Below are 25,931 nucleotides of genomic sequence, written 5' to 3'. Positions count from 1 at the left end.
AGCCACCCGAACGGACGAATGCGTAAAGTGTCTGTTCGAGCGCGGGGAGTCACTTTACGCGCCTGACGGGACGTGCGAAATAAGAAGTTCGGGGGACAAGGATGACGGACAGACGTCACTCTCGGCAATAATTAACCAGGTGCGCGAGGTTTCCGAAAATCGCGGAAAACTGCCTCAAAGCGTGGCCGGGAGATCTTTTTCGTACCAGCCGGGACCGGGTTCGGCCGTCATCAGGAAATCCACGACGACCGGTGCGGGCGCCGGGTGGATCTCCGGGTGATCGCGCTCGCCGCGTGCGGTGTCCACCGGCCAGGCCAGTTTTTCCTCGCCGAGCGAAAACTCCCCGCCGGCACCCGTGCGGTTGCCGCGGGCGTCGAGACGGGCCCACCCGCCGTGCAGGTACACGGCATTCAGCCCGTGCAGCGCGGAGAGCTCCTGGTAGCAGAACCCGGCCGGGATCCCTTGTGCGCGCAGTAAAGCGGCGAGCAGGTGGGCCTTCGCATAGCAGATCCCGACGCGCTCGCGCAGGACGTCCGACGCCCGCCACGTGACACGGGTGTCGCCGGCGTCGATCACGTGGTCGACCTCGTCCCGGACGAAGAGGAAAGCGGCTTTCGCGCGCTCGACGGGATCTTCGCTCACGGCCGCCAGAGCTTCGGCTCGCGCCCGGATGGCGGAGTGTTCGTGATCGACGACGGCGTCCGCGACGAGGTAGTCGCTCAGCCGAACGGACGTGGGCGACGGAACGGGACTCATCCGGCCATCGTGACAGGCTCGGCCATTCGGGCGAGAGTCATTTTCGGAGGCGGCAACGCTCCGCGTTCACCGATTACGGAACGTAGAAATCAGGCGGAAAGCCGGTCCAGCGCAGTTCGGCGGGAAGGTGGCTGAGGTCGTTGTACGTCAGCAGTGCCGCGGGCCGTCCCGGCGAGTACCGGATGACGGTGAGACCGGCGTTGGCGTGGTTGAGCGCGAGCCACCGCCACCGCGGCGCGTCCTGCGAAGCGCTCACGAGCCAGCCGACGAGGAAGTTGTGCGTGACGACGACGTCGTACCGCGGCTCGGCGGCGGGGACGGGGCCGGTGAACCGCCGCTCGGCCTCGGCGGCGAGTTCTTCGTCGGCCGGCGGGTGTTGGCGGGCGAAGGCCAGAAGGAGGTCTCCGGAAGTCTCGGGGAGTTCCTCGCGCCTGGGCAGGTAGGGGACGAAGTCGCCGGCGGCGTTTTCTTCGTGGACCGCGACTCCGGGCAGCTGGGCGGCGATGAGCTGGGCGGTCTGGGTCGCTCGGGGGAGCGGGCCGTGGTGGACGGCCGTGACGGGGACGTCGCGTAGGCGCCGGCCCAGGAGGACCGCCTGGCGCTGACCGGCTTCGGTGAGCGTGCCGTTCGGGCCGGCTTCGCCGTGGCGGGTGAGGAAGAGGAATCTCGTCGCGAGCATCAGGCGATGGGAACCAGCGTGCCTTCGGGGCCGTGGCTGGGCGCGAATTGCGCGACGAGCCGCATCGGCGCGGGGTGGGGCGGCAGGATCGTCGAGGCGAACGGGGTGATCGTGTAGTCGCGGCCGCTGTTGGTCTGGAGGTGGACGCTGACGTGGACGTTCCGGTCGGCGGGGATCTCGAACGAGACCGACCCCCAGGAGACGATGTACTGGCGGCCGTCGATGCTGGCTATGGGGGCGTACGCGCGGACCGTGTGGCCCAGGTGGGGGATTTCCACCGCCAGCAGGCGGCGGGGGCCGGTGTGGTTGTCGACGTACGGGATTACGCCGGGGAGTTTGGCCAGGTCGGGGGGCTCGGTCATAGGGGGATTGTCGCTGATCATGGTCGTCGGGGTCTTGGGGAGCTGGAATTTCTTCGATGGAAAACCCCTCGACCCGAACGCCTGATCGTTCAGCGGCCGCCCCACCGCGTCGAGGCGGGAAAGCGTGCCTTGACCCGGCGTGGCGGCCGCTGAGATGGCTGCGTATCGGTTCGGTGGGGTGGTGTGGTCGATCGGGTGCGGTTGGGTGGTCTGCCGCGTTCGCTAGAACTGGTAGGTACAAGGCATGGAACCGCACTTGACCTGCGGATCCATGCCTTGATCATGCTGCTAGGCCGTCATCAGGCCGTGCGGGGGTTCAGGCCGGACGCCGAGCACGTTGTCGACGGCCCGTCGGTTCCGGTCCTCGCTCGACGGCATGTGGCGCGTGTACGTCCGTAGCGCGAACCTGGGATCGCTGTGGTCGAGGTGTTCGGCGAGCGCGGTGATCGACTCGCCAGCGTCCAGCAGCGTCGAAGCGTAGAAGTGCCGCAGCGCGTGGAACCCGTCGACGCGCTTCACCCGGGGAACCTCCGACTTCTTCAAGGCCGGTCCCCACGCGCACTGGTTGTAGACGGGACGGGACACGGCGGTCCGGTCACGCGTGTAGACGATCACGCGCGCCGAGACGAGTTCGCCGCCGGGATGCCGCCAGGGCAACGTGACGACGATCGGCGGGAACTTTGCGACGTGTTCCTTTGCGTCCTGGGCGACGGACGTCGGTAGCGGAACCTCGCGGATCTTGCCCCGCTTGGGCGGCCCGAAGCACGGCTTGCCGTAGACGAACTTCACCTGCCACTGGACCGTCACCATGTCTTCGTTGAAGTCGACGTCATCGAGAGCCAGGCCGAACGCCTCACCCTGCCGCAGGCCGAGCGGGTGCCCGCCGAATTCGCTCCCTGATCGAGTCTGTCTTCACCAACAGCAGGTATCGGCGATTACGCGGAACGCATTGACCCACATTGAGAACCGCTCAACGCCGCCGAGCGTCTTTGCCCAAAGGTATTGATAGACGTGTCCTTGTGATCCGAAATCTGCCAAAGCTCTGACTTCTCTGATTTTGGCATGTGTCTTGTGTGCGATAAAATTGCGAACCAGTCGGACGTCTTCTATGGGATTTGCAACTTGGCCAGTTGTGCCGAGGTTGATGCCGCTGGTTCCGACGGCAGCGACGATTTGTGAAGAATTTGACAGGCCGAGGCCGCTTGCGATTGCGGACAGTTGCTGTACATTGTACCAATTTGGCTCGCCTGCGGTCAGCTTAACGCCGAGTGAGCGTCGGTTTGCCTGTAGGTATGCCAACACGGCTGTCTCGTTGAGTGAGAGTTGTGGTTGATATGTAGAGCCGCTCTGTCCGATTGCTGGGCCAGATGTGCACGTCATGACGACGTCTCGTAGAAATCGATTCCAGGCATCCCAAAGGGAAACAACGCAACCGTCTACTTGTGGCGAGTATTGCATAGAAAACTCGGTTACGTGGTCGCATGAGATAGACGATAAGAAGGCGGCCTCGATCTGAGACGTCTCCCTCTTAAATCGGGCACTTACGTCTGCGAGGAGGGGTGGGGGCGTATTCATCCTCTGGCCAAAAGATCCTCGCCTGCAAGTGCGCGACTAAAATACTCAAACCGAGTTTGTCGACTGCGCATGCGTTGAGTTGTTGTTTTTGCCTCGATTAGTGCGGAGAAATGTGGGGAAACCTCGTCGTCGGAATCGCCGGCCAGGACGACGTTGAGATTTCGAAGCTGTTCTACTGCGGCTTCCTTATTTTGCAGGAGGCTGCTGGGCTCAGGTATGTTCGTGAAGTCCAGCTTTCCTTGGGGAAGTAGTCCGTGTGCATACATGACACAGGCTACTAGCATCAGGAAATGCGGCCTTGCTGCAATTGGCTCACGCGCCAGGTCGGTCAAGAAATCTGCAGTCTCAAGGAAAATCTTTACGGCGACTTCTTCGTCCGGTAGCTCATGTGCTTCAAGCCGGGCGCAGTGCTCATATAGACGTGTAATGCGACCCTCGTCGCCGTCTGTAACGCCTTCCATGAAGAATCCGTAAACCTCAGCCACAAGTGACTGGTCTAGCATTCGTACCCGGTCCCGATTTGTCAGGACACCCAAGCTCCAAACGGCTCCAAGTCGCCTAACTGTGTCCTTTACGAGACTTGCAAATTCGTTGTCGAACCTGGCGTTTCGCAATTCGGACGGGTTGACTGGGACCGCGTAAGAATTTATTCGTAGAAATACTTCCAAAACATCTTCGTCCGTGGCGTTAATGAGCTGCTCGCATGTCAGCTTGTAAGACAGGAAGCCATCCTTTTCTTCGTCTTCAAGGTCGGAATACCGTTTGCCTCGGTACTCGCCTGCCTTGGTGCCTAGTACTAGCTTGTTGTTGGCAAAGTCGATGATCGTGCGAAGTCGCTGCTGGCCGTCGACGACGTCTCGAATTGTCCGCCTGCTATCGCGGTCCACCGCAGTGCGCAAAAGCAACTTTGGGATAGGGTAACCGCGTAGGATCGAATCAATTAAATATGATCGAGCCGGAGCTGCCCAAACCGGTCCTCGTTGAAATTTCGGGTTAAGGACTAGTTCCTTGTCGTCGTCCCACTTTAAGAAGTCTGCGATCGTGTAGTGCTGCGGCGTACTGCCCTGCATTAGTCGAATTCCTCCAGAGGTGGCGCGGTTTCTGGCTTAGTGTAGGCGTATCGGCCGCCCTGTTCTAGGCTGGTTCGCTCGAAGTCCGTAGGTGGGTCTTGCATTCGAGGTAGCCTTTCAAGGTGGCGAAGCCTTAACGAACTTGGCTCTATGGGATCAAGGGTGCGCCGTCGGGCGGCGCGCCGATCGCCTGGCGTAGCTGCTCACGTTGGCGACCACGCCCAAGCCGGCTCCGCTCTGCCGACCGACCGACCGGCCGGGCGGCGCGCCCGCCATCGGTACAGCTGCGTAGCGCCGCCCGTCGACGGCACGTCTGAGCCACTTAGCCAACGTCGAACCTCCTTTGGCGATGAGCCGTACACCTCCGGGTCGCCGTTAGGCCGAACCCCGTTACGCCCAGCCGGCGGTCAGCATCACCCCGAAGCTTGATCGTGACAACGGCCGGTAGCGACCCAACCGGCTATTAGACGTCTATCACCAGCCCCACCGACCCGAGCGCCGGATCGTCCAGCGGCCGCCGAACCGCGTCAAGGCTGGGAAGCGTGCCTTGACCCGGCGCGACGGCCGCTGAGGATGGCTGCTTATCGGGACGATGGGGGGAGGAGTGGTCGAGGCCGCTCAGGCCGTCTCCAGGCCGTCTGAGGACGGGCAGCGGCGAGAAGTGCGGAGAACTCGCGAGACCTGAAACCGCAGGTAGAAGGCGGTTTGGGCCACCGAAGATCCACCCGTCCAGGGGCGGCCGCTAGAACTGGTAGTACAAGAACGGGCTGAAGGTTCCTGTCGCTATCAGGATTGCCGCGTACAGCAGCCCGACCGTCATCACTCCGATGCGTAGCGCCGTTGCCGGCTTGCTTCGGGACGACTCCAGCAGGGGCCCGGTCACCGGGTGGGCCGGTAGCAGGAACACTGCCAGCGCGGCCAGGAGGAGGACCAGGCGCTGGTTCGTGAACGCCTCCTCGACTCCCGCTCCCAGGCCGTCGAAGTCGGGGATCAGCATGTGGCCGATCATCGACAGTGCGTGGCCCAGGTCCGGTGATCTGAAGAACACCCAGCCGAACACCACCAAGAGCATCGTCAACGCCCTGCGCAGGTAGCGCTTCCACCTCACCGCCGGGTCCAGGTCCAGGCCGAACCTGCGCTCGATCACCAGGAGCGCTCCGTGGTAGCAGCCCCACACCAGGAACGTCCACTGCGCGCCGTGCCAGAAGCCCGTCAGGACGAACACTATGCACAAGTTGCGATACGTGTGGGCCGCTCCGTTCCTGTTGCCGCCCAGGGGGATGTACACGTAGTCGCGGAACCAGCGGCTCAGGCTCATGTGCCAGCGGCGCCAGAACTCCGTGATCGTCACCGATGAGTACGGCCTCGCGAAGTTCTCCGGCAGCCTGAAGCCCAGCATGCGGCCCAAGCCGATCGCCATGTCCGAATAGCCCGAGAAGTCGAAGAACAGCTGGAGGGTGTAGCCGATCGCGCCCAGCCAGGCTGTCGCGAACGTCATCTGGTCGGGCGGCACCTTGAAACACGCCTCGACCAACGGGCTCAGGGAGTCGGCGATGATCGTCTTCTTGCACAGGCCGAGCGCGAACCTGGGGAAGCCCGCCGCGAGGTCGTCGAGGCGGTGGGAGCGCAGCTGGGGCAGCTGGTCGGCGATCTCCCGGTAACGCACGATCGGGCCCGCCACCAGCTGCGGGAACATCGCGATGTACGCGGCGAACGACACCGGGTTGCGCAGCGCCTGACGCTCGCCTCGGTAGATGTCGACCACATACGAAATGTGGTGGAACGTGTAGAACGAGATGCCGATCGGCACCACCAGGCTCGCCACCGGCACACTGCCGCCGAACCAGTGCGCGACCGCCGCGATCTGCTGCGTCGCGAACCCGGCGTACTTCCAGATCAGCAGCACCGTGACGTCGAGCGACACCACCGCGATGAGGATCTTTCGCCGCCGGGCGCCGTTGATGTCGAACGGGTCCGGTGCCAGCAGCGGGCCGGCCAGGAAGTTGACGACCATGCAGCCGAGCAGCAGGAACACGAACGCGCCGGCGCCGATCGTGTAGAACAGCAGGCTGCCGACCGCGATGATGCCGTTCCGCCACGTCCGCGGGCACACCAGCACGGCGATGAGCACCGCCGGCATGAAGTACCACAGGAACAGTGGCGAAACGAACGACATCGGGTCCCCTCGAGTTATCCGACGGTGACCTTAACCCGAGTGGGTGGTGGTGTCAGACCCGACCGGCGACACGGCGGCGTCGCGCCACCTCGGCCAGCAGCACGCCCGCCGCCACCGACGCGTTGAGCGACTCCACGCCCGCTGCCATCGGGATCGACACCGTGGCGTCGCACGTCTCGCGGACCAGGCGCGACAGGCCGCGGCCCTCCGAACCCAGCACGATCACCAGCGGATCGGCGGCCAGGTTGAGGTCGTCGATCTCCACCGAGCCGTCCGCGTCCAGGCCGACCAGCATCAGGCCGTCGTTCGCCCACGACTTGAGCTGGCGGGTCAGGTTGGTCGCGACCGCGATCGGCAGCTTCGCCGCCGTGCCCGCGCTCGTGCGCCACGCCACCGCCGTCATGCCCGCGCTGCGCCGCTCCGGCAGCAGCACGCCGTGGGCGCCGAACGCGGCCGCCGAGCGGATCACCGCGCCCAGGTTCCGCGGGTCGGTGACGCCGTCGAGCGCGACGAACAGGGGCACCTCGCCCGAGTTGCGCGCCGCCGCCATCAGGTCGTCCGGGTGGGCGTACTCGAACGGCGGCACCTGCAGGCCCAGGCCCTGGTGCACGGCCCGGTTCGTCTTGCGGTCCAGCTCCTCGCGCGGGATCTCCAGGATCGAGATGCCCTTGTCGCCGGCCAGCCGGACGGCGTCGTTCACGCGGTCGTCGATCTCGATGTTCAGCGCGACGTACAGCGCGGTCGCGGGGACGCCCGCGCGCAGCGCCTCGACCACCGGGTTGCGCCCGGCGATCAGCTCCGGCTTGTCGGCCTTCTTCTGCCGCGCCTGGTCGCGCTTGGCCTGGGCGTTGTTCTGGCGGTAGGCCTTGTGCCCGGGGCGGTCCTCCGCCTTCGGGGTCGGGCCCTTGCCCTCGAGGGCCTTGCGGCGCTGACCGCCCGAGCCGACGACGGCACCCTTCTTGGTGCCCGTCTTGCGGATCGCGCCCTGGCGCCGCGAGTTGCCTGCCATGGTGAAAGTTCCTTGCTTTGTAACGGGATCAGTCGGACTTGACTGTCCACTGAGGACCGTTGGGGGTGTCCTCCACCACGATGCCCGCCTGCTGGAGGCGGTCACGGGCGGCGTCCGCGCGGGCGAAGTCCTTCTCGGCGCGGGCCTGCTGGCGCTCGGCCAGCAGCCCTTCGACGATCCGGGACAGCGCGTCCTTGGTGGGCGAGTCGGAACCGCCCGCCTCCGACCAGCGCGCGGACAGCGGGTCGAGGCCCAGCACCTCGGTCATCGCGCGGACGGCCGCGGCGAATTCGAGTGCCTTGGAGGTGTCGCCCGCGTCGAGCGCGGCGTTACCGTCGCGCACCGTGTTGTGCACCACGGCGAACGCCTGCGGGGTGGCCAGGTCGTCGTCGAGCGCGTTCGCGAACGCCTCCGGGATCGTGCCCAGCGTCACCTCGCCGGACTGCGCGGCGCGACGCAGGAACGTCTCGATCCGCCGGTAGCCCTGCGCGGCTTCGGACAGCGCGCCTTCGGAGTACTCGATCGTCGAGCGGTAGTGCGGCTGCACCAGGTAGTAGCGCAGCTCCGGCGCCCGGTAGCGCTCCAGCATCGACGGGATCGACACGGTGTTGCCGAGCGACTTCGACATCTTCTCGCCCGACATGGTCACCCAGGCGTTGTGCAGCCAGAACCGCGCGAAGGCGTCGCCGGCCGCGTTCGACTGGGCGCGCTCGTTCTCGTGGTGCGGGAAGACCAGGTCGATGCCGCCGCCGTGGATGTCGAACTCCGCGCCGAGGTACGACGTCGCCATCGCCGAGCACTCCAGGTGCCAGCCCGGCCGGCCGTTGCCCCACGGCGTCGGCCACGACGGCTCGCCCGGCTTCGCGCTCTTCCACATGGTGAAGTCGCGCGGGTCGCGCTTGCCGCGGGTCGGCGTCTCGCCCTGCTGGACGTCCTCCAGCACCTGGCCGGACAGCTTGCCGTACTCGTCGAACGACTTGACCGAGAAGTAGACGTCGCCGTCCGCGACGTAGCCGTGGCCGCTCTCGATGAGGCGTTCCATCAGCTCGATCATCTGGGTGACGTGCCCGGTCGCGCGCGGGTTGACCGACGGCGGCAGGCAGCCCAGCTGCTCGTACGCGGTTTCGAAGGCGCGCTCGTGCGTCGCGCCCCACTCCCACCATGGCCGGCCGGCTTCGGCGGCCTTGGTGAGGATCTTGTCGTCGATGTCGGTGACGTTGCGGACCAGCAGCACGTCCAGTCCACTGTGGACGAGCCAGCGGCGCAGGACGTCGTAGTTCAGGACGCCGCGGACGTGCCCGATGTGCGGAACGCCCTGCACGGTGGCACCACACACGTAGATCGACGCCGTTCCGCTACGGACGGGGTGGAACTCCCGCACGCTCCGGGTCGCTGTGTCGAAAAGGTGAAGGGCCACCCTCAAAGGGTACGGGGTGGGCGTGAGCGAGGTCGCAGGCGGTTAGGCGACGCCGTGCGTGCGCAGGGCCGTGAGCAGGGCGTCCGGCCGGTCGGCCGTGGGCAGCGGGTCGACCAGCGCGAACTCGCAGCCGAGCGCTCGGGCGCCGCCGTCGGCCTCCTCGCTGTCGCCGACCATCAGCGTCTCGGTGGCCGGGACGCCGAGCGCCTGCACGGCCTTGCGGAAGATCTCCAGCTCCGGCTTGATGGCGCCGACCTCGAACGACAGCACGAACTCGTCGACGTAGGCGTCCCACCCGCGGGCGGTGAAGGCCGGCCGGATGTCGAAGGCGATGTTGCTCAGCACGCCCACCTTGAGCCCGGCTTCGGAGGCGGCCTTGAGCGCGGCCTCGGTGTCCGGGTACGGCGTCCACTGGCTCGGCGTGATCAGCCGGTTGTAGAGGGCTTCGGCCTGGTCGGCGTGCGGGACGCCGGACTTCTTGAGGACCTCGAGGTAGACCTTCCGGTGCAGCCCGGGGTCGCGGTCGCGGTTGTGCCAGGCGTGCACGTGCTCGGCGTCCAGCTCGACGACCTGCCCGACGGGCGCGGTCATCCGGCGCATCAGCTCGGCCTGCGCCTCGATGTCGAGCGGCTCACCTTCGTGGTTCGTCAGCTCGGTGAGCCAGGTCTCGTCCTGCTCGAGCCGGAACAACGTGCCGGAGAAGTCGAACAACACCGCGCTGATCGTCATGGGTTTCAGCCTAACGGGATCATCAGGCCGAATGCCCTGTGATGTGTTCGGGAACAAGCCGCACGAGCACGCGCACGACCTCCGGCGGCTCGGGCGGGAACACCGTGCCGGTGTACTTGCGGGCCAGTTCGTCGTTCAGCTCGGCACCGCCTTCGACGGTGACCTCGGCGCGCCCGCGGATCTCGACGTAGTTCTCGGGATCGGCCAGGTCGAAGACGGAGAGCGAGACGCGCGGATCGCGCCGGATGTTGCGCTCCTTGCGCCGGCCCTGGACGGTCACGAAGACGACGGTGTCGCCGTCCCGCTTGGCCCAGACGACGGAGGTCTGCGGCGAGCCGTCGGCGTTCGTGGTGGCGACGACGGGGTAGTTGGTGCCGTCGAGGAGGGCCTTGGTGGCTTCGTTGAACATGGTCCGGACCCTATTTCACGTTGCCGGCGATCTTGTCGGTTTTCAGCCGGACGATCACGCGCTCGGTCTCGGGCCCTTCGGGCGGCGGGTCCTGGGCGAGGTACTTGTGGCTGAGGGTCTTCGGGAGGGCCTTGTCCGGGTCGGGCTCGATGGTGACCCGTCCGCGGAGCTGGGTGTGTCGGTACGGGTTTTCGGCGTCGGTGATCGAGACGCTCGCGCGCGGGTCGCGGCGCAGGTTGCGGACCTTCCGGCGATCCTCGGTCGCGCTGAAGACGAGATCGCCGTCGTCGAGCCCGATCCAGACAACAGAGGTCTGCGGACCACCATCGGGATCCAGGGTGGCGACGGTGGCGAAGTTCTTCCCGTCGATCAGGGCGCGGACGGCGTCCGAGAGGGTGAGGGCCATATCACGCCGAACCGGCGCCGGCGGGCGCCTATTCCGCGGCTCGGATCGACTACGTGCGAGCCAGCAGCAGCGCCGTCGCGAAGGCCGCGATCCCCTCACCCCGCCCGGTCAGCCCCAAGCCGTCCGACGTCGTCCCGGACGCGCTCACCGGGCGGGCGCCTATTCCGCGGCTCGGATCGACTACGTGCGAGCCAGCAGCAGCGCCGTGGCGAAGGCCGCGATGCCCTCGCCGCGCCCGGTCAGCCCCAAGCCGTCCGACGTCGTCCCGGACGCGCTCACCGGGCCGTCGCCTATTCCGCGGCTCGGATCGACTACGTGCGAGCCAGCAGCAGCGCCGTCGCGAAGGCCGCGATCCCCTCACCCCGCCCGGTCAGCCCCAAGCCATCCGACGTCGTCCCCGACACGCTCACCGGGCCGCCCACTGCCTCCGACAGCACCTTCTGCGCCTCTTCGCGCCGCTTCCCCACCCGCGGCGCGTTCCCGACGATCTGGACCGAAGCGTTCCCCACCCGCCAGCCCGCCGCGGAGATCAACTCCCGGACCTCCACGAGCATGTCGGCCCCGTGAGCGCCGTCCATCCGGGGGTCGCCCGTGCCGAACACCGCGCCCAAGTCGCCCAACCCGGCCGCCGACAGCAGTGCGTCGCACAGTGCGTGTGCGGCCACGTCGCCGTCCGAATGGCCCGCGCAACCGTCCACTCCCGGCCACAGCAATCCCGCCATCCAGCACTCGCGGCCCGCTTCGACCGGGTGGACGTCGACCCCGTTGCCGATCCTCACAGCGTCTCCTCGTTCTTCGGTGCCGCCGCGATCGCCTCGGCCAGGGACAGTTCGAACTCGGTCGTGACGCGCATCGCGTCCGGGTGGCCGTCCACCAGTGCCGCGCCGGTCGTGTCCCACGGCGAAGCCGCCAGGAACGCCTCGAGCGTGTAGCCGATCGGGGTCTGGGCCGTGCGCAGCCGCGTCCGGTCCTCGGTTCCCACGATCAGGGACGAATCGGTCACCTTCACCGTGTCCGCCATCGGGAGCACCGGTACCACGACAGGGGAGTCACCGACCGCGTTCAGGACACCACGCACGGTTTCCGCAGGAATGAAGGCCCGCAGCGCGTCGTGGAGGAGTACAACTGTGTCACGGGCAAGATCGGGCTCGACGGTGGCGAAAGCCTCCCGGATCGAGCCGGGCACGACCCGGCACGGGAGACCACGCTGTTCGAAGACACGGAGGGCCTCCGAAAACAACGAAGCACACCGCTGGGGGGCCGCCACGAGCACCAGATCGATCTCCGGTACTCCGAGCAGCCCCCGCACGGTGTGCGTGAGTAGCGCCTCACCATGGACCGGCGTGAGAGCGAGCTCTCCGTCGGAGGCATGATGTGCGACGGTCACGATCACGACGACGTTCATCGGTTCGCGATCGTAGAGGCACTCACCCGCCCGTCGGGCGAATGCCCTGGGCTCAGACCGTCGCGGTTTCCAGAACTTCGTCGAGGAGGACTTCAGCCTTGTCCTCGTCGGTGCCCTCCGCGAGCGCGAGCTCGCTGACCAGAATTTGCCGCGCCTTGGCGAGCATGCGCTTCTCGCCTGCCGAAAGCCCGCGGTCCTTCTCTCGCCGCCAGAGGTCGCGCACCACTTCGGCCACCTTGTTCACATCGCCGGAGGCGAGTTTCTCGAGGTTGGCCTTGTACCGACGAGACCAGTTCGTTGGCTCTTCGGTGTGCGGAGCACGCAGAACGTCGAAGACCTTGTCCAGTCCTTCTTGCCCGACGACATCGCGTACGCCTACGATCTCGGCGTTGTCAGCGGGCACGCGAACCGTGAGATCCCCTTGCGCGACCTTGAGGACGAGGTACTTCTTTTCCTCGCCCTTGATCACGCGGGTCTCGATGGCTTCGATGAGTGCGGCACCGTGGTGCGGGTAGACGACGGTCTCTCCGACCTTGAAAACCATGTGTCCTCTGCCCCTTTCGCTGACTCCATCCTATCACGGTCCGCCAGTGCCCACCTAGCGGGCCGGACTCGTCCTCGCAGGTCAGCGGCCTGGGCGGGGGTTGACAAACGTCCGACCCCCATGCTCACGCAGGTGGCCGGGGCGGGTGTCAACGGGCACAACGAATTCCTTTGTGGACGGTTGATCTTGGGCGCAACGCGGACCGGTTCGGTGCGGGAGATCGACCCCGGCTAGTCTTCGCGGGGACGAGGCCGTGAAAAGGGAAGGACTGCGACGTGAGGCTGCAGAATCGTCGCGTGCTCGGCGCGGGCGTGCTGGCGCTCGGTGCCGCGCTCGTGCTCGCCGGGTGCGGGGCCGGCCAGATCACTCAGACCGACTCGCAGCAGCCCGCCGTCAACGGCACGTATGCCCAGGTCAAGACCATTGTCCTGCGTGACGCCGCGGTGCAGTACCCGACTTCCGGCCCGGGCTACCCGGTCGGCGCGACCCCGGCGCTGACGCTGACGATCGTGAACCAGGGCGCCCAGGACGACTCGCTCGTCTCGGTGACGACCGAGGACGGCGCCCAGGCGACCATCGGCGGCTCGAAGGCCATCGTCGCCGGGCACTCCCTGGTGATCGGCCCGGACGACGCCGTCGAGTCCACCAACGAGGTGCAGACCACACCGCCGTCCTCTTCTTCGGAGACCCCGACCGCCACCGGGACGGCCACCGGCACCAGCTCCACGGGCACCAGCTCCACCGGCACCGCGACGTCGTCTTCGTCGGCCGAAACGCCGTCGACCAGCGCGACCCCGACCGCCGCCCCGGCGACCGTCGGCAAGGGCACTGTGACGCTGCCCGCGCTGAAGCAGCCGCTGTGGCCGGGCCAGACCATCAAGGTCACGTTCGTCTTCCAGGTCGCCGGCTCGGTCACCGTCGAGCTGCCCATCGCGGCGCCGGCGCACGTCAAGGAGTAGGTCCCCGGTTTTGTCGGTGGTCGCCGATAGCCTCGCGGGGTGAAGAAAGGGACCACCTACCGCTGCGCGAGCTGCGGGTACGAAGCGGCCAAGTGGCTGGGCCGGTGTCCGGAGTGCCAGGAATGGGGCTCGCTCGAGGAACGCGGCGCCCCGTCGAGGCCGGCCATCCAGCGCGTCGCCGCCGGAGCGCCGAGCGCACCCGCCCGGCCGATCGGCGAGGTCGACGTCGAAGCCGCGCGAGCCCGGCACACCGGCGTCTCCGAGCTCGATCGGGTGCTGGGCGGAGGCCTGGTGCCCGGCGCCGTGGTGCTGCTCGCGGGTGAGCCCGGCGTCGGCAAGTCGACCCTGCTGCTCGAAGTCGCCTACCAGTGGGCGAAAACCGTCGACCGGTCCCTGTACGTCACGGGCGAGGAGTCCGCGGGCCAGGTCCGGCTGCGCGCCGAACGCACGGGCAACGTCCACGACCGCATGTACCTGGCCGCCGAGAGCGACCTCGCGGCGATCCTCGGGCACGTCGACGACGTCAAGCCGGGCATGCTGATCGTCGACTCGGTGCAGACGATGGCCTCCCCGGCGGTCGAGGGCTCACCGGGCGGGGTGACGCAGGTCCGCGCGGTGACGTCCGGGCTGGTCGCGCTGGCCAAGGAACGCGGGCTGCCGGTCGTGCTGGTGGGTCACGTCACGAAGGACGGCTCGGTGGCCGGTCCGCGCGTGCTGGAGCACCTGGTGGACGTGGTGCTGCAGTTCGAGGGCGACAAGCACTCGACGCTGCGGATGTTGCGCGGCATCAAGAACCGGTTCGGCGCGTCCGACGAGATCGGCTGCTTCGAGCTGCAGGAAGAAGGCATCGTCGGGGTGCCGGACCCGTCCGGGCTGTTCATCAGCCGCACGGCGGAGCCGGTGCCGGGCACGGCGATCACGGTGTCGATGGAAGGCAAGCGGCCGCTGCTGGGCGAGGTGCAGGCGCTGGTGTCGTCGACGTCGGCGCCCCAGCCGAGGCGCGCGGTGAGCGGGCTCGACTCGGCTCGGGTGGCGATGGTCCTGGCGGTGCTGGAGAAGCGCGGCGGCCTGAAGCTCGGCGACAAGGACGTCTACACGGCCACGGTCGGCGGCATGAAGATCACCGAGCCGGGCATCGACCTGGCCCTGGTGCTCGCGCTGACGTCGTCGTTCGAGGACGTCGCGCTGTCGCCGCGGCTGGTGTCGGTGGGCGAAGTCGGGCTGGCCGGCGAGATCCGCCGGGTGCCGAGCGTCACGCGCCGCCTCGCGGAGGCCGCCCGGCTCGGGTTCACGCACGCGCTGGTGCCCCCGGACTCCGGGAAACCGCCGGCCGGGATCCGGGTCTTGGAGGTGGCCAACGTCGCGGACGCGCTGAACGCGGCCAGCCACGCCCGCTGATCATCCGGCGGTCCGGGTGATCGCGAAGGAGTACAGCGTCTCCTGGACCTGGAGCAGCTGCGGAGGCAGCGGCGCCGAGGTGACGGTCGTCGTGGCCTGCGGAGCCCCGATGTCGCTCGACGAGGTCGGCCCACCCGCGGTGCCGCTCGACGGGGGCCGGTTCTTGGACGTGCTGACGGCCACCTCGCTACGGGGGGTGACCGGCGTGAACATGGGGCCGGCGTCCCAGGCCAGCAGCTGCGCCGTCGCCGGTTCGAGGAAGACCCGCTGGCCCGAGTCCTTCGCGATGAGGACCGTGGCGGGCCGGCCGTCCGAGGTGTGTCCCGGTGTCACGAACGCGCCGGTGATCTCGGCGAACGCGTCGCGCAGCCCGAACCGGATGTCCTTCCGGACCAGGCCCGTCTCCAGCACGCTGCGCACCATGGCGAGTGACTCCGTGGCGGTGTGGACTTTCCCGGAGTCGTGGAAGCTGATGGTGTCCAAGCCCAGTCGCTTGATCAGCTTCCGGCGGTCGGGCGTGAGCGAGGCGATGAAGGCCGCGTCCGGCGTCAGCCAGTTTTGGAACGGCGTGTTCCAGGTCGGATTCATCGTCCCGCCCGCGTTCGGGGGGCCGGGGAACGAGCCGCCGCGGCCGTACTCGTCGAAGGGCGAAAGGTTCACCCGGACCTTCCGCTGTTCATCGGACGAGAGCCCGTAAACGGCGCCGGTCCACTTCGTGCGCCGGTGCCAGATGCCGGTGGGGTCGGCCGGGATCCACAGCTCGACCGACTGCTGCATCTCCGCCGGGCGCCCTTCGAGGCTCTCCGGCAGCCATTGGAGCTTCTGCGCGTAGTGGAACTCGCCGGGTTCGAGCGGACGGTCGAGGTCGGCGAGCGTCGCGGCGGGCTGGGCCGGCTCCGGGGCCGGCGTCCGCAGCGACGTCACGACCGCGAGCCCGCCCACCAGCGCGACGACGGCCGCGGCCACCGCGATCCACCGCCAGGTCCCGCGGCGGGGAGTGGCCGGTGGGGTCTCGTACGTCTCGGCCGCCGCCATGAGGGACGCGCGGGAGAAGGCCAGCCCGTCGTCTTCATCGACGTCGTCGTGCAGGTCCGACAGTGCCGCGTCGAGTTCGGCGTCGGACCAGATCTTCCGGACGTTGTCTTCACGCAAGGTCCTGCACCTCCTCTTGAGCCGGGGCGTTCGTCCTGAGCCAGCGTCTGATCCGGTGCAGCCGGGACCGGACGGTACCCGGCGGGATGCCGAGCGCCTCCGCGACCTCGGCCGGTTCGAGCCCGGCCCACGAGACGAGCAGCAGCGTGTCGCGATCGGCGGGGCTGAGCTTGGCCAGCGCACCGGCGAGCTGGGCGGCCCGGACCTGGGCGTCGACCTGCTCGGCGACGCGGCCGTCGTGGGCCGCGTGGCTGGTGTCGCCGGCGCGGGCGAGCCGCGCGGTGGCCTGCAGGCCGCGCAGCTCGGACCGGATGTGGTGGCGCAGCAGGTTGGTCGCGATGCCGTAGAGCCACGACCGCGCGGTGCCCAGCTCCGGCCGGTAGCTCTCGCGGCGCCGAAGCGCGACGAGGAAGGTCTCGGCGACGAGGTCGTTCGCCGGTTCGGCCCCGACCCGCCGGGCGAGGTACCGGCGCAAGGCCGCGGCATGGGCGTCGAAGAGCCGGCCGAACGCCGGCCCGGGCTCGGCTCCGCCCAGGTCAGGGCGGTCGTGCCCCCAGATCTCCGATCCCTCGTGGATCACCTGCATGCCCCCAGTTGCCCGCAGCCCCCGCGAGCGTTCACGGGCGAACCTACGGGGTGATCATCCGATGTGTGGCGGACTCCGGTGGGCAGCGGGTGACGCCTGCCTACGGCCTTGCTTGTGCATCTCCGCCCACGTTCCGGCTGACTCCGGGCCGGGAGTACGAGGTCTACGGGTTCGCGCTGTTCGAGAAGGGCCCGGCCTTCCTCGTCCGCAACGACGACCAGGCCCCCGAGTGGTACGCCACTAGCGTGTTCGAGGTGCTCGACAGGGAGATACCGGCCGGGTGGCGAGCCGGTCGGGGCGAGGGGTACGAGCTGGTTCTCACCTATCCCGAGCTGGCCACGTCGGCGGCCGCGATGGCCGAGCTGGTCGAACTGCGGCAGGACGCGCTGCGGCCGGAGCACTTCCACCAGGACTACGACATCCACCTTTCGGCGTGATCCATCCGGGGCGGGGTGAGAGACAAGCCACGCCGGGGCCCCGATCATCCTCGTGAGGCGTTGACTCACTGGCGCCACAACTGGGGAAGGATCGTCATGCGCAGATTCCGCCTGGGATTCGTCACGCTCGTCGCCACCCTCGGGCTCGTCGGCCTGCCCGCCGTCGCCCAAGCCACCACCGAAGCCGTCCTCAACATCCAGTACCAGGTCCAGCAGACCGGGTACTGGTGCGGGCCCGCCGCGACCCGCATCGCCATGTCCGCGCGGACCGGGAACCTGCCCAGCCAGGGCACACTCGCCTCCCAGCTCGGCACCACCACCAACGGCACCGACTGGGTCGGGCAGGTCACCGGCGTCCTGAACTCCGACCTCGGCACCTCCTGGTACGAGACCAAGGAAATGCCGAACGACCCGCCCACCCAAGCCCAGCGCGACCTGCTCTGGCGGGACATCACCCTCGACATCAACAACGGCTACGCGATCGTCGCCAACATCGTCGCGCCCGCGAACAACCACCCGCCCGGCTACCCGAACTACACGATCTACCACTACTTCACGATCATCGGGTACGACAGCTCGGACATGACCGTCAAGATCGCCGACCCGGCGAGCTTCGGCGGGAACCAGATCTACTGGCTGAGCTTCAACCAGCTCGCGACGCTGATCCCGCCGAAGGGCTACTCCGCCTAGATCCCCAGCAGTCCCCAATAAACCGCCCAGGGGACGAACACCACGCCGCCGGCCAGGAGCACGCCGAGCCGCGGGGTTCGGTGCCGCCACCACGCCACCGCCGTGCCGATGGTGGCGGCCACCGCGCCCAACGACAGCAGCTGCAGTGCCAGCCACGGCAACGGCCGTCCCGCGAGAACCGGGCCCAGGTTCCGGCCCAGCGTCACCTGGATCAGCACGTCCACGACCAGGAAGCCCACCACCGTGAGCAACCCGGTCGCCGCCAGCCAGCGGGCCGGGCGGGCCGCGCCCCTGCCCAGTCCGAAGCCGAACGCCACCAGCAAGAACACCAGGACGGCGAGCTGCAGCCACGTCGACTCGTACCAAGCCAGCGGCGTGACCACGAAGCTCGGCCGGTCCTGCGGCGGCGGCGCGTCGGCGGAAGACGCGGCAGGCGGGTGGTTCACCCACGTGCCCACCAGTTCCAGGTACCCCGGTGCGTACCCGGGCAGCTTGTCGTAGCCGTCCGTGGTGCGGCGCAGCTGGTGCTGCGCGTCCGGGAAGACCCGCAACGTGTAGTGCTGCAACGAATCCCGGAAGATCGGCACCGCTTCACCCGGCGGCGTCAGGACGTCCTTCGCGCCCCACAACCCGAGCACCGGCTGACGCAGGCTCTTCAGCACCGCCACCGGGTCGTGGTGCGCCTCCGGGAACACGCCGCCGCCGACGAGCTGACGCATCATCGTCGACGACGCCATCCGCACCATCGACCCGTCCATCCCCAAGCGCCGCAACTGGTTCTCGATCGCCCACGCCTGCTGCCGCGACGGTTCGACGCCGTTCGCCCCCAGCGTCACGACGAAGGCGACGTGCGCGGAACGAGACGCCGCCAGCGGCGCCACCCAGCCGCCTTCGCTCAACCCCCACACGCCGACCCGCGACGGATCGACGTCCGCCCGCGTCCGCAGCACCTCCACCGCCGCCAAAGCGTCGTCCGCCAGTGTCGTATACGAGCGCGAGAACTGCGTGTAGCCCTCGGTGCGCTTGTCGTAGATCAGCGTCGCGATGCCTTGCCGCGCAAAGGCTTCCGCCTGCTCGCGGTAGTCCTCCCGGCTGTGTGCCCCCGAGCCGTGGATCATCACCAGGCCCGGCAGTTTCGTTCCCCCGGGCAGTGCGACGACCGTGCCGTGCAACGTCACCCCGCCGTTCGTGAACGTCACCTCCGAGCTGTCCGCCGCCGATGCCGGTGGCGCCGAAAGAGCCAGGATCACCCCGGCCAGTAGTAGAGCCCCTCTTCGCATACGAGATCCCCTGTCATGTCATTCCCCTGGTTCCGGGAACGCGAGCAGGCGCACGAGCACGCGCCGCGCTTCCGGTGACCGGTCGTCCTCGGCTCGCCAGTACCGGCGGAACAGCTCCATGTAGTCGTCCCAGAACTGCTTCAGCTCCTCGGCGGTGAGCCAGGTGCCGCCACGCGCGTAGAACAGCGCGTCCGGCCAGTCGCCGGGCAGCTCCTCCCGCTGTTCCGCGAACCGGCTGAGCTTCGCGAGGTCTTCCTCGAACCCCTGGCGCTGCATGTCGTCGAACAGCACCCGGGATTCGGCGCTCTGCTCGCTGCGGCGCGGCCAGCGGATGTCCCGCGGCCGCGTCCGCCACCACCGTTCCTTGCCCCGCGCGAGCTCCGGGACGTCCTCGACGAACCCGAACCGCGCCAGCTCCCGCAGGTGGTAGCTGGTCGCGCCGCTGTTCTCGCCCAGGGCTTGGGCGAGCTTCGTGGCTGTCGCCGGCCCGGCCGACAACACGCCGAGTATCCGCCGACGCAGCGGGTGCGTGACGGCCTTGAGGGCGTCCGGGTCGAGCTCTTCCGGTGGTGGAGCGCTGGTCATGACGCCACTGTAGCCGTGCAAAGAAAGTTGTGCAAAGAAATCTCTGCACGCGGGAATCCCAGATTGTCAGACCCGGGCCTTACTATCCGTGCCCATGTGGTTCCGAGGGGTCAGACGTCGTGGGTGAGCCGAACCTGCCCGCCCGGCAGATGGGGCGCCAGCTCAAGCGCATGCGCGAACGGCTCGGCATGACCCAGGACGAAGCCGGCGCGCCGCTGCGCATGTCGACGAGCAAGATGTCGCGGATCGAGATGGGGTACCTGCCGCCGTACCACGACTTCCGCGCGCTGCTGGACCGGTACAACGTGGTCGTCTCGGACTGGGGCGAGTACATCTCCGCCTACGACCGCGCCAAGGAGAAAGGCTGGTGGCACCACTACGGCGTGGGCAACCGCGGGTTCCTGCCGATCGAGGCCGAGGCGAGCAAGGTGAAGGTCTTCCAGTTCGGTTACATCCCCGGACTGCTGCAGACCGAGGCGTACATGCGCGAGGTCTTCGCGGCGGGGCGGCGGCCGATGAAGCCGAAGGTGCTGGAAAACGAGGTCACCGTGCGACTGCTGCGGCAGTTGCGCCTCACCGACGCGCCCATCCTGAAGTACCACGCGATCATCGACGAGCACGCGATCCGGAAGCCGATCCTCGGACGGGCGGACCAGGAGGAGCAGCTGCGGCACCTGGTCGAGCGGGCTCGGCTGCCGAACGTGACGCTGCAGGTGGTGCCGGAAGACGTGGGTGCCTACGACGGGCAGTTCGGGAACCTCATCGTCGCGAGCTTCGAAGATGCCGAGGAGCCGGATATCGCCTACGTGGAGCACATCTTTGGCTCGATTCACGTGGAAAAGGAGAGTGAGGTCTCCGCTGCTAAGCTGGCGTTCAAGGATTTCGCCGATCGGGCCTTGGATGCGGAGGATTCGATCGCGCTGATCGAACGGCTCTGAGCGGGGAGGCTGCGATGTCCACTGTAGACGCACGGTGGTTCAAGAGCAGCTACAGCGGCAGCGGCCAGGGCAGCGATTGTGTCGAGGTCGCGTGGCTGAAGAGCAGCTACAGCGGTGATGGCGCAGGCAGTGACTGCGTCGAGGTCGCGTTCGGTGCGCCCGTCGCCGTGCGGGACTCCAAGGCGCCCGCGGGCGAACTCCACCTGACCCCGGCCGCCTGGTCGGCTTTCCTCACCAAATCGGGTGATCGCTGAACTTCCGGAGCGTCTGCACCGACGGCCGCACGTAGAACATCCCCACCAGGAAACCCATGGTGGCGAAGGCGAGCGTCGAGAACGTCGTGAGCAGGTCCGGGGCCCGCAACCGCGGGTTGTCGTGCCACACCCGGAACACGATCGGGACCGCGAACGACCCGAGAATCAGCACGAGCGTCAGCACGTACGTGAACACGAGCGCGTTGCGCGCCGACGCCGCGCTGGCGACCACCAGGTAGTTCCCGCGCAGGCACCGGCGGCTGCTCAGCACCAGCACCGCGATCGCCAGCACGCCCAGCGGGGGCAGCACCGTCGCCGCCTTGCCGACCAGCGCGTCCGGGAAGGCGTGGCCGTGGACGATGCCCTGCAGGAACGTCGTGAGCCCGAAGAGCAGCACCATCGCGGCGATCATCGAGCACCCGACGACCACCGAGCCCCACCGCACGCGGTCGGCGAACCGGGGCGGCAGCGGCACGAACTCGACCTGTCCGAACGTTCCCTGCATCCACCACCTCCGAACGCCGTCAAGGCCACCTTACGGGCGTCGGACGCTCGCAAGGTGGCCTTGACGTCAGTTCGGACCGAAAGGGCTAGCCCGCCGCCAGCAAGTTGGCGCACCGGATCAGCCCGATGTGCGAATAGGCCTGCGGATGATTGCCGAGGGACCGTTCGGCGATGGGGTCGTACTGCTCGGGCAGCAGCCCCGTCGGGCCGGCGGCCGCGACGATCTGGTCGAACAGCTCCTGCGCCTCGGTGCGCCGCCCGGTGAGCAGGTACGCCTCGATCAGCCAAGCCGCGCAGATGTGGAAGCCGCCCTCGCCGCCCGGGAGGCCGTCGTCGCGGCGGTAACGGTACACAGTGGACCCACTCCGCAGCTCCGCCTCGATCGCGGTCACCGTCTGCTGGAAGCGCTCGTCGGCCGGGTCGATCAGGCCGGTGAGCCCGACGAACAGCGAGGCCGCGTCGAGGTCCGTGCCGTCGTAGGCCGTGGTGAAGGCCTGGACCTCGTCGTTCCAGCCGTGCTCGAGGACGTCGTTCTTGATCTCGTCGCGCAGGGTGGGCCACGCGCCCGGCACGCCCCGGCCGTACTGCTCGCCGAGCTTGACCGCGCGGTCGATGGTCACCCAGCACATGACGCGGGAGTAGACCCGGTGGCGCGGCACGTGCCGCTCCTCCCAGATCCCGTGGTCGGGCTCGTTCCAGCGCCGCGTCACGGCTTCCGCCATCGCGCGGACCATCTGCCAGTCTTCGTCGCGCAGCTCGCCGCGCGCCGCGGCCAGGGTGCCGACCAGCTCGACGACCGGGCCGAAGACGTCCAGCTGGACCTGGTGGTTCGCGAGGTTGCCGACGCGAACGGGGCGAGAACCGGCATAACCGGGCAGCGACTCGATGACCGCTTCCGCGCCGATCACGCCGCCGGACAGGGTGTACAGCGGGTGCAGCCGCTCGGGGCCGGCCAGCGTCGCGAGCACGCCGTGCAGCCACTTGAGGTAGCCCTCGGCCTCGTCGACCGAGCCCAGGTGCGCGAGCTCCCGCACGGTCATCGCGGCGTCGCGGATCCAGCAGTAGCGGTAGTCCCAGTTGCGGACGCCGCCGATCTCCTCCGGCAGCGACGACGTCGCCGCGGCGAGCACGCCGCCGGTGTCGGTGTTGACCAGGCCGCGCAGGGTCAGCGCCGAGCGCAGCACCAGGTCGGTCTGCACCTTCGGCAGCTGCAGCTTCGCCGTCCACTCGCTCCAGTAGCGGCCCGCGCGGTCGCGGCGTTCCACTTCGGACAGTTCGTGGTCGCCGAGGTCCGTGGTGCCGCAGCGCAGCTCCAGCACCACCGGCTGGGTCGGCGTCGGCTGCACGAGCGCGGTCGCGGTGTCGTGCAGGCCGTCGGAGGTGAGGGTCCACTCGACGCCCGGCGAGTAGAGCACGAACGGCTCCGACGTGCCGAGCACCCGCAGGCCGCCCTCGACGATCTCCAGCTTCACCGGCACACCGCCGAACTCCGGGCGCGGCGCGAACTTGACGCTCGCCACCGCCTCGCCCGAGATGACGCGGACGAGGTCCGTCCGGTGCTGCGGGCTCTCCGGCTCGAGGTAGTCGGTGACGAGCAGGCGCGACCAGCGCGTCTCGACCGTCATCGTGTTCGGCAGGTAGCGCTGGCCGAGCGGGAGGCCGTTGCGGTGCGGCTTGATGGAGAAGTGGCCCGCGCCCTCGCCGCCGAGCAGGTCGGCGAATACCGCGGGCGCGTCCGGGCCAGGGTGGCAGAGCCAGGTGAGCTTGGCGTCCGGCGTCAACAGCGCGACCGAGCGCTCGTTGGCCAGCATCGACAGCCGCTCGATCGGCGGCGCCGACTCGCCGTAGAGCCAGTTGCGCCGCTCTTCCAGCAGGAAGCCGAGGACCAGCGCGACGTCGACGGTGTCGGGCACGCGGTAGCCGGCCAGCGTCTCGCCGTCGCCGACCTTGATGCCCAGGTCGGGGCCGGAGAGGCGGGCGAAGGCCTTCTCGTCGGTGACGTCGTCGCCGAGGAAGATCGCCGCGGTGGCGCCGACCTGGTGGCGGAGGATGTCGAGCGCGCGTCCCTTGTCCGTCTGGACGACCGCGAGCTCGACCACCTCCTTGCCGTCGGTGGTCGACACGCCGTCCCATGTGGACGGTCCGGAGTGGACGGCCGCGAGCACGCGCCGGCCGGCCTCGTGCTCGGCGCGGCGCACGTGCACCGCGATGCTCGCCGGCTTGACCTCCAGGGACACGCCCGGGACGTCCAGCACGAGCTGTTCGAGCTCGGACTCGAGCCGTCGGTGCAGCTCCCGCGCCTTCTCGTCGAGGGCGTGGATGAAGCCGATGTCGAACTCCGAGCCGTGGCTGCCGACGAGGTTCACCTCGGACGGCAGCCGCGACAGCGTGGCGAGGTCACGCAGGGCGCGACCGGAGATGACCGCCGTGGTGGTCTCGTGCAGACCGGCGAGCGATCTGAGGGCCCCGACGGACTCGGGCAGCGGGCGTGCCTCGTCCGGGTTGAGCGTGATGGGTGCCAGCGTGCCGTCGTAGTCGCAAGCGACCAGCAGACGCGGAGTACGGGCGATCTGGACGATCGCGCGCCGCAACTCGGCGGGCAGGGCCTCGGCAGTCAACACTCCTCCTCGGGAGCTCGTGCATGGTCGGGACTATTTCAGTCGACCGCTTCGGCACCCAGAGCTTGGAGGAACGAGCGCGCCCATCGATCGACGTCATGAGTGAGGACCTGGCGACGCATGGCGCGCATCCGGCGACGGCCCTCAGCCGGGTCGAGCGTAATGGCAGCCACCAGAGCGTCCTTCACCCCGTCCAGGTCGTGAGGGTTGACGAGGAATGCGCTAGAGAGCTCGGCGGCCGCGCCGGCGAACTCGCTCAGCACGAGCGCGCCCCCGAGGTCGTGCCGGGCCGCGACGTACTCCTTGCAGACGAGGTTCATCCCGTCACGCAGCGGCGTCACGACCATGACGTCCGCCGCGGTGAAGAAAGCGGCCAGCTCGGTGCGGTCGACCGATTGGTGCAGGTAGTGCACGACCGGGTGGCCGACGCGGGAGAACTCGCCGTTGATCCGGCCGACCATCTGCTCGATCTCGCCGCGCATCCGCTGGTAGTGCTCGACGCGCTCGCGGCTGGGGGTGGCGAGCTGGACGAACGTGACGTCGTCCGGCTGCAGCCTGCCCTCGTGGAGCAGCTCGTGGAGCGCTTGCAGGCGCAGGTCGATGCCCTTGGTGTAGTCGAGGCGGTCGACGCCGAGCATCACGATCTTCGGGTTGCCGAGGTCGCGCCGCAGCTGCGCGGCCCGCTCCTGGACACCCTTCGTGCGGGCGAGGGTGTCGAGCCCGGCGGCGTCGATGGAGATGGGGAAGGCGCCGACCCGGACGGTCCGGTCGCCGACCTGCATGGTGCCCGGCCGCGACCGGACGCCGACCGCGCCGCGCGTCGACTCGAGGCCGATCAGCTGACGGCACAGCCAGAGGAAGTTCTGCGCCCCGCCGGGGCGGTGGAAGCCGACGAGGTCGGCGCCGGTGAGGCCGCGGATGATCGCGGCGCGCCACGGCATCTGCATGAACAGCTCGACCGGCGGGAACGGGATGTGCAGGAAGAAGCCGATGCGCAGGTCCGGTCTGAGCTCGCGCAGCATCGCCGGCACCAGCTGGAGCTGGTAGTCCTGGATCCAGACGGTCGCGCCCGGTGCGGCGACCTCGGCGCTGGCCTTCGCGAACCGCTGGTTCACCTTGACGTAGCTGTTCCACCACACCCGGTCGAACACCGGGCGCTCGACGACGTCGTGGTAGAGCGGCCAGAGCGTCGCGTTGGAGAAGCCCTCGTAGTAGTCGCGGACCTCGTCGGCGCTCAGCGAGACGGGGTGCAGCACCAGGCCGTCGTCGTCGAACTCGTCGACGTCGACGTCCGGGATGCCCGGCCAGCCGACCCAGGCGCCCTTCCTCGACCGCAGGAACGGCTCGAGGGCCGACACCAGGCCACCCGGGCTCGCCGTCCACCGGCGCTCGCCGTCGGTGCTGCGTTCCAAGTCGACCGGTAGCCGGTTCGCCACCACGACGAAGTCGGCCTGGTTCCCGTTCTCCTTCTGGTCACTCACAGCTGCTGCTCCTCGCGTCCTGGGTCGCGGCCCCAGAGTGAAACCCTATCGCGTGACCGATGAACAGCCGGTGACCGTCGGGTTACTCCAAGCGTCGATCGGCCGCTTCGAGCGGACCAGCCATGCGTGGTCCGGCGAACCGGCGCTCGAGCCTGCCCAAGCCGGTCCGTACCGGTTGGGCGAGCCATTCGCCGAGTACCACGCCCGCTGCCAGCGCAAGCCCGATAGCGACGGCCGTCATGAGCGTCGAGATGTTCCCGCCGGGCTCGACCCCGATCTGATACAGACCACGGTAGGTCGAGAGGCCTGGAAGCAGGGGAGTGATCCCGGACACGGCGACCACCAGTGGAGTAACGCCGAGTCGTCGCGCGAGCACGCCACCGCAGAAACCGACGAGCGTGGCGGCGATCGCGGACGAGCTGACGCCGTCGAGCTGGGACAGCATGAGCGCGCCGTAGACGGCGGCGCCGATGGTGCCGGCGGCCGCCGCGACCAGCATCGCGCGCATCTTG

The 25,931-nt window shown here is 68.4% G+C and carries 29 protein-coding genes and 1 pseudogene; 6 read left to right on the top strand and 24 right to left on the bottom strand.

Features of this window, described 5'->3' with window-relative positions; translation table 11 throughout:
* Window positions 1–174: 174 nt before the first annotated feature.
* From ABZ342_RS39485 to ABZ342_RS39410, 16 genes and pseudogenes are all read right to left on the bottom strand, one after another.
* Window positions 175–756, bottom strand: coding sequence for a transglutaminase family protein (locus tag ABZ342_RS39485; protein ID WP_360484409.1), 582 nt, complete (start codon window positions 754–756; stop codon window positions 175–177).
* 73 nt (window positions 757–829) lie between these two features.
* Window positions 830–1,435, bottom strand: coding sequence for a histidine phosphatase family protein (locus tag ABZ342_RS39480; RefSeq protein WP_360484406.1), 606 nt, complete (start codon window positions 1,433–1,435; stop codon window positions 830–832).
* The gene (locus tag ABZ342_RS39475; protein WP_360484403.1) at window positions 1,435–1,797 is read right to left on the bottom strand and encodes a hypothetical protein; all 363 of its coding nucleotides are present in this window, start codon (window positions 1,795–1,797) and stop codon (window positions 1,435–1,437) included. The genes ABZ342_RS39480 and ABZ342_RS39475 overlap by 1 nt, the downstream gene beginning before the upstream one ends.
* 288 nt (window positions 1,798–2,085) lie before the next feature.
* Window positions 2,086–2,664: a tyrosine-type recombinase/integrase gene (locus tag ABZ342_RS39470; protein ID WP_360484468.1), complete on the bottom strand. Its 579-nt coding sequence runs from the start codon at window positions 2,662–2,664 to the stop codon at window positions 2,086–2,088.
* A 45-nt stretch (window positions 2,665–2,709) separates the two neighbouring features.
* Window positions 2,710–3,099, bottom strand: coding sequence for a hypothetical protein (locus ABZ342_RS39465; protein ID WP_360484401.1), 390 nt, complete (start codon window positions 3,097–3,099; stop codon window positions 2,710–2,712).
* A gap of 269 nt (window positions 3,100–3,368) precedes the next feature.
* Complete coding sequence (locus tag ABZ342_RS39460) at window positions 3,369–4,442, bottom strand: DUF262 domain-containing protein (protein WP_360484398.1); 1,074 nt, start codon at window positions 4,440–4,442, stop codon at window positions 3,369–3,371.
* Window positions 4,443–5,184: 742 nt separating this feature from the next.
* Window positions 5,185–6,618 carry an MBOAT family protein gene (locus ABZ342_RS39455; protein WP_155547730.1) on the bottom strand — a complete coding sequence of 478 codons (1,434 nt, stop codon included), beginning with the start codon at window positions 6,616–6,618 and terminating at the stop codon, window positions 5,185–5,187.
* 52 nt (window positions 6,619–6,670) lie between these two features.
* Complete coding sequence (rlmB, locus tag ABZ342_RS39450) at window positions 6,671–7,627, bottom strand: 23S rRNA (guanosine(2251)-2'-O)-methyltransferase RlmB (RefSeq protein WP_360484396.1); 957 nt, start codon at window positions 7,625–7,627, stop codon at window positions 6,671–6,673.
* Window positions 7,628–7,655: 28 nt separating this feature from the next.
* Window positions 7,656–9,044, bottom strand: a complete 1,389-nt coding sequence (gene cysS / locus ABZ342_RS39445) for a cysteine--tRNA ligase (RefSeq protein ID WP_360484393.1) — start codon at window positions 9,042–9,044, stop codon at window positions 7,656–7,658.
* 42 nt (window positions 9,045–9,086) lie between these two features.
* Entirely contained in the window at window positions 9,087–9,773 is a 687-nt protein-coding gene (locus tag ABZ342_RS39440) for an HAD family hydrolase (protein ID WP_360484390.1), read from the bottom strand.
* 22 nt (window positions 9,774–9,795) lie between these two features.
* Window positions 9,796–10,182 (bottom strand): PPOX class F420-dependent oxidoreductase, encoded by a 387-nt coding sequence (locus ABZ342_RS39435; protein ID WP_360484387.1) that lies wholly within the window; start codon window positions 10,180–10,182, stop codon window positions 9,796–9,798.
* Between the two features lie 10 nt (window positions 10,183–10,192).
* Window positions 10,193–10,588: a PPOX class F420-dependent oxidoreductase gene (locus ABZ342_RS39430; RefSeq protein WP_360484384.1), complete on the bottom strand. Its 396-nt coding sequence runs from the start codon at window positions 10,586–10,588 to the stop codon at window positions 10,193–10,195.
* A 180-nt stretch (window positions 10,589–10,768) separates the two neighbouring features.
* A pseudogene (locus tag ABZ342_RS39425) lies at window positions 10,769–10,882 on the bottom strand (2-C-methyl-D-erythritol 2,4-cyclodiphosphate synthase); the annotation flags it as partial.
* 17 nt (window positions 10,883–10,899) lie between these two features.
* A complete protein-coding gene (ispF, locus tag ABZ342_RS39420) occupies window positions 10,900–11,367 on the bottom strand; it encodes a 2-C-methyl-D-erythritol 2,4-cyclodiphosphate synthase (protein ID WP_360484381.1) in 468 nt (155 codons plus the stop codon).
* Window positions 11,364–11,993 carry a 2-C-methyl-D-erythritol 4-phosphate cytidylyltransferase gene (locus ABZ342_RS39415; RefSeq protein WP_360484378.1) on the bottom strand — a complete coding sequence of 210 codons (630 nt, stop codon included), beginning with the start codon at window positions 11,991–11,993 and terminating at the stop codon, window positions 11,364–11,366. The genes ispF and ABZ342_RS39415 overlap by 4 nt, the downstream gene beginning before the upstream one ends.
* 52 nt (window positions 11,994–12,045) lie before the next feature.
* Complete coding sequence (locus ABZ342_RS39410; RefSeq protein ID WP_004559016.1) at window positions 12,046–12,537, bottom strand: CarD family transcriptional regulator; 492 nt, start codon at window positions 12,535–12,537, stop codon at window positions 12,046–12,048.
* Window positions 12,538–12,812: 275 nt separating this feature from the next.
* Here ABZ342_RS39410 and ABZ342_RS39405 point away from each other — a divergent pair, with 275 nt between their 5' ends.
* Window positions 12,813–13,496, top strand: coding sequence for a hypothetical protein (locus tag ABZ342_RS39405; RefSeq protein ID WP_360484375.1), 684 nt, complete (start codon window positions 12,813–12,815; stop codon window positions 13,494–13,496).
* A gap of 39 nt (window positions 13,497–13,535) precedes the next feature.
* A complete protein-coding gene (gene radA, locus ABZ342_RS39400; RefSeq protein ID WP_155547721.1) occupies window positions 13,536–14,894 on the top strand; it encodes a DNA repair protein RadA in 1,359 nt (452 codons plus the stop codon).
* Here the strand turns inward: radA and ABZ342_RS39395 are convergent, their stop codons facing one another.
* Both ABZ342_RS39395 and ABZ342_RS39390 read right to left on the bottom strand, forming a co-directional pair.
* Window positions 14,895–16,046 (bottom strand): hypothetical protein, encoded by a 1,152-nt coding sequence (locus ABZ342_RS39395; protein ID WP_360484370.1) that lies wholly within the window; start codon window positions 16,044–16,046, stop codon window positions 14,895–14,897.
* Entirely contained in the window at window positions 16,039–16,632 is a 594-nt protein-coding gene (locus ABZ342_RS39390) for a sigma-70 family RNA polymerase sigma factor (RefSeq protein WP_360484367.1), read from the bottom strand. Before ABZ342_RS39390 ends, ABZ342_RS39395 begins: the two co-directional genes overlap by 8 nt.
* Before the next feature lie 65 nt (window positions 16,633–16,697).
* On the opposite strand from ABZ342_RS39390, the gene ABZ342_RS39385 reads away from it, so the two are divergent.
* Window positions 16,698–17,069, top strand: coding sequence for a hypothetical protein (locus tag ABZ342_RS39385; RefSeq protein WP_360484364.1), 372 nt, complete (start codon window positions 16,698–16,700; stop codon window positions 17,067–17,069).
* A gap of 96 nt (window positions 17,070–17,165) precedes the next feature.
* Window positions 17,166–17,759: a C39 family peptidase gene (locus ABZ342_RS39380; protein WP_155547718.1), complete on the top strand. Its 594-nt coding sequence runs from the start codon at window positions 17,166–17,168 to the stop codon at window positions 17,757–17,759.
* Here the strand turns inward: ABZ342_RS39380 and ABZ342_RS39375 are convergent.
* Together ABZ342_RS39375 and ABZ342_RS39370 are read right to left on the bottom strand one after the other, a co-directional pair.
* Complete coding sequence (locus ABZ342_RS39375) at window positions 17,756–19,039, bottom strand: alpha/beta hydrolase (RefSeq protein WP_360484361.1); 1,284 nt, start codon at window positions 19,037–19,039, stop codon at window positions 17,756–17,758. The two genes, ABZ342_RS39380 and ABZ342_RS39375, sit on opposite strands and share 4 nt — an antisense overlap.
* A gap of 18 nt (window positions 19,040–19,057) precedes the next feature.
* Entirely contained in the window at window positions 19,058–19,624 is a 567-nt protein-coding gene (locus tag ABZ342_RS39370; protein ID WP_360484358.1) for a helix-turn-helix domain-containing protein, read from the bottom strand.
* A gap of 119 nt (window positions 19,625–19,743) precedes the next feature.
* Between ABZ342_RS39370 and ABZ342_RS39365 the strand changes: the two genes are divergently transcribed.
* A complete protein-coding gene (locus tag ABZ342_RS39365; protein WP_360484355.1) occupies window positions 19,744–20,562 on the top strand; it encodes a helix-turn-helix transcriptional regulator in 819 nt (272 codons plus the stop codon).
* 14 nt (window positions 20,563–20,576) lie between these two features.
* Window positions 20,577–20,816, top strand: a complete 240-nt coding sequence (locus ABZ342_RS39360; RefSeq protein ID WP_360484352.1) for a DUF397 domain-containing protein — start codon at window positions 20,577–20,579, stop codon at window positions 20,814–20,816.
* Here the strand turns inward: ABZ342_RS39360 and ABZ342_RS39355 are convergent.
* From ABZ342_RS39355 to ABZ342_RS39340, 4 genes are all read right to left on the bottom strand, one after another.
* Window positions 20,794–21,321 carry a hypothetical protein gene (locus ABZ342_RS39355; protein ID WP_360484349.1) on the bottom strand — a complete coding sequence of 176 codons (528 nt, stop codon included), beginning with the start codon at window positions 21,319–21,321 and terminating at the stop codon, window positions 20,794–20,796. The two genes, ABZ342_RS39360 and ABZ342_RS39355, sit on opposite strands and share 23 nt — an antisense overlap.
* Before the next feature lie 85 nt (window positions 21,322–21,406).
* Entirely contained in the window at window positions 21,407–23,941 is a 2,535-nt protein-coding gene (gene otsB / locus ABZ342_RS39350; RefSeq protein ID WP_360484346.1) for a trehalose-phosphatase, read from the bottom strand.
* Between the two features lie 35 nt (window positions 23,942–23,976).
* Window positions 23,977–25,419, bottom strand: coding sequence for a trehalose-6-phosphate synthase (locus ABZ342_RS39345; RefSeq protein WP_155547713.1), 1,443 nt, complete (start codon window positions 25,417–25,419; stop codon window positions 23,977–23,979).
* Between the two features lie 82 nt (window positions 25,420–25,501).
* Window positions 25,502–25,931 (bottom strand): threonine/serine exporter family protein (locus ABZ342_RS39340; RefSeq protein WP_360484342.1); only part of this gene is annotated, 430 nt, incomplete at its 5' end.

Source organism: Amycolatopsis sp. NPDC005961 (assembly GCF_040629235.1).
Taxonomy (GTDB): domain Bacteria; phylum Actinomycetota; class Actinomycetes; order Mycobacteriales; family Pseudonocardiaceae; genus Amycolatopsis; species Amycolatopsis camponoti.
This window is presented reverse-complemented; position numbering and strand designations above follow the sequence as displayed.

Excerpts from the sequence above, each read along its gene's own strand:
- ABZ342_RS39485 (WP_360484409.1), bottom strand. The coding sequence starts at position 756 with ATGAGTCCCGTTCCGTCGCCCACGTCCGTTCGGCTGAGCGACTACCTC.
- ABZ342_RS39480 (WP_360484406.1), bottom strand. The coding sequence starts at position 1,435 with ATGCTCGCGACGAGATTCCTCTTCCTCACCCGCCACGGCGAAGCCGGC.
- ABZ342_RS39475 (WP_360484403.1), bottom strand. The coding sequence starts at position 1,797 with ATGACCGAGCCCCCCGACCTGGCCAAACTCCCCGGCGTAATCCCGTAC.
- ABZ342_RS39460 (WP_360484398.1), bottom strand. The coding sequence starts at position 4,442 with ATGCAGGGCAGTACGCCGCAGCACTACACGATCGCAGACTTCTTAAAG.
- ABZ342_RS39455 (WP_155547730.1), bottom strand. The coding sequence starts at position 6,618 with ATGTCGTTCGTTTCGCCACTGTTCCTGTGGTACTTCATGCCGGCGGTG.
- rlmB (WP_360484396.1), bottom strand. The coding sequence starts at position 7,627 with ATGGCAGGCAACTCGCGGCGCCAGGGCGCGATCCGCAAGACGGGCACC.
- ABZ342_RS39440 (WP_360484390.1), bottom strand. The coding sequence starts at position 9,773 with ATGACGATCAGCGCGGTGTTGTTCGACTTCTCCGGCACGTTGTTCCGG.
- ABZ342_RS39435 (WP_360484387.1), bottom strand. The coding sequence starts at position 10,182 with ATGTTCAACGAAGCCACCAAGGCCCTCCTCGACGGCACCAACTACCCC.
- ABZ342_RS39430 (WP_360484384.1), bottom strand. The coding sequence starts at position 10,588 with ATGGCCCTCACCCTCTCGGACGCCGTCCGCGCCCTGATCGACGGGAAG.
- ABZ342_RS39415 (WP_360484378.1), bottom strand. The coding sequence starts at position 11,993 with ATGAACGTCGTCGTGATCGTGACCGTCGCACATCATGCCTCCGACGGA.
- ABZ342_RS39410 (WP_004559016.1), bottom strand. The coding sequence starts at position 12,537 with ATGGTTTTCAAGGTCGGAGAGACCGTCGTCTACCCGCACCACGGTGCC.
- ABZ342_RS39390 (WP_360484367.1), bottom strand. The coding sequence starts at position 16,632 with ATGCAGGTGATCCACGAGGGATCGGAGATCTGGGGGCACGACCGCCCT.
- ABZ342_RS39380 (WP_155547718.1), top strand. The coding sequence starts at position 17,166 with ATGCGCAGATTCCGCCTGGGATTCGTCACGCTCGTCGCCACCCTCGGG.
- ABZ342_RS39375 (WP_360484361.1), bottom strand. The coding sequence starts at position 19,039 with ATGCGAAGAGGGGCTCTACTACTGGCCGGGGTGATCCTGGCTCTTTCG.
- ABZ342_RS39370 (WP_360484358.1), bottom strand. The coding sequence starts at position 19,624 with ATGACCAGCGCTCCACCACCGGAAGAGCTCGACCCGGACGCCCTCAAG.
- ABZ342_RS39360 (WP_360484352.1), top strand. The coding sequence starts at position 20,577 with ATGTCCACTGTAGACGCACGGTGGTTCAAGAGCAGCTACAGCGGCAGC.
- ABZ342_RS39355 (WP_360484349.1), bottom strand. The coding sequence starts at position 21,321 with ATGCAGGGAACGTTCGGACAGGTCGAGTTCGTGCCGCTGCCGCCCCGG.